Source organism: Nitrosospira sp. CT (assembly GCF_059489795.1).
Genome location: NZ_JCAHZJ010000010.1, coordinates 1 through 1,176, shown reverse-complemented (window position 1 = coordinate 1,176; position 1,176 = coordinate 1). Strand labels below are relative to the sequence as shown.

The following is a 1,176-nucleotide window of genomic DNA, read 5'->3' as shown; positions in this document are numbered from 1 at the left end:
GTTTCACTACTGAGTTCGGGATGGGATCAGGTGGTTCCAATGCTCTATGGTCGTCAAGAAATTCTGTTGCCAGAATGTCCAGATGGACAGCCCAGCGAATTCGGATATGCGATATTTGTGGTCTTACGAATTTTCGGTTATTTCGTCTTCACCACCGCAATCTGCGTCAGCAAATTGCTTGGGTGTTATATGGTCAAGCCTCACGGGCAATTAGTATTGGTTAGCTCAACGCCTCACAGCGCTTACACACCCAACCTATCAACGTCGTAGTCTTCGACGGCCCTTTAGGGGATTCAAGATCCCAGTGAGATCTCATCTTGAGGCAAGTTTCCCGCTTAGATGCTTTCAGCGGTTATCTCTTCCGAACATAGCTACCCGGCAATGCCACTGGCGTGACAACCGGAACACCAGAGGTTCGTCCACTCCGGTCCTCTCGTACTAGGAGCAGCCCCTCTCAAATCTCAAACGTCCACGGCAGATAGGGACCGAACTGTCTCACGACGTTCTAAACCCAGCTCGCGTACCACTTTAAATGGCGAACAGCCATACCCTTGGGACCGGCTTCAGCCCCAGGATGTGATGAGCCGACATCGAGGTGCCAAACACCGCCGTCGATATGAACTCTTGGGCGGTATCAGCCTGTTATCCCCGGAGTACCTTTTATCCGTTGAGCGATGGCCCTTCCATACAGAACCACCGGATCACTAAGACCTACTTTCGTACCTGCTCGACGTGTTTGTCTCGCAGTCAAGCGCGCTTTTGCCTTTATACTCTACGACCGATTTCCGACCGGTCTGAGCGCACCTTCGTACTCCTCCGTTACTCTTTGGGAGGAGACCGCCCCAGTCAAACTACCCACCATACACTGTCCTCGATCCGGATAACGGACCTGAGTTAGAACCTCAAAGTTGCCAGGGTGGTATTTCAAGGATGGCTCCATGAGAACTGGCGTCCCCACTTCAAAGCCTCCCACCTATCCTACACAAGCAAATTCAAAGTCCAGTGCAAAGCTATAGTAAAGGTTCACGGGGTCTTTCCGTCTAGCCGCGGATACACTGCATCTTCACAGCGATTTCAATTTCACTGAGTCTCGGGTGGAGACAGCGCCGCCATCGTTACGCCATTCGTGCAGGTCGGAACTTACCCGACAAGGAATTTCGCTACCTTAGGACCGTT

Annotated in this window: 2 rRNA genes; both read right to left on the bottom strand. The window is 52.0% G+C overall.

What is annotated here, in order from left to right:
* Positions 1-58: ribosomal RNA gene (gene rrf / locus AC52W5_RS02295) — 5S ribosomal RNA — on the bottom strand; the annotation flags it as partial.
* Between the two features lie 131 nt (positions 59-189).
* Positions 190-1,176, bottom strand: a 23S ribosomal RNA gene (locus AC52W5_RS02290); the annotation flags it as partial.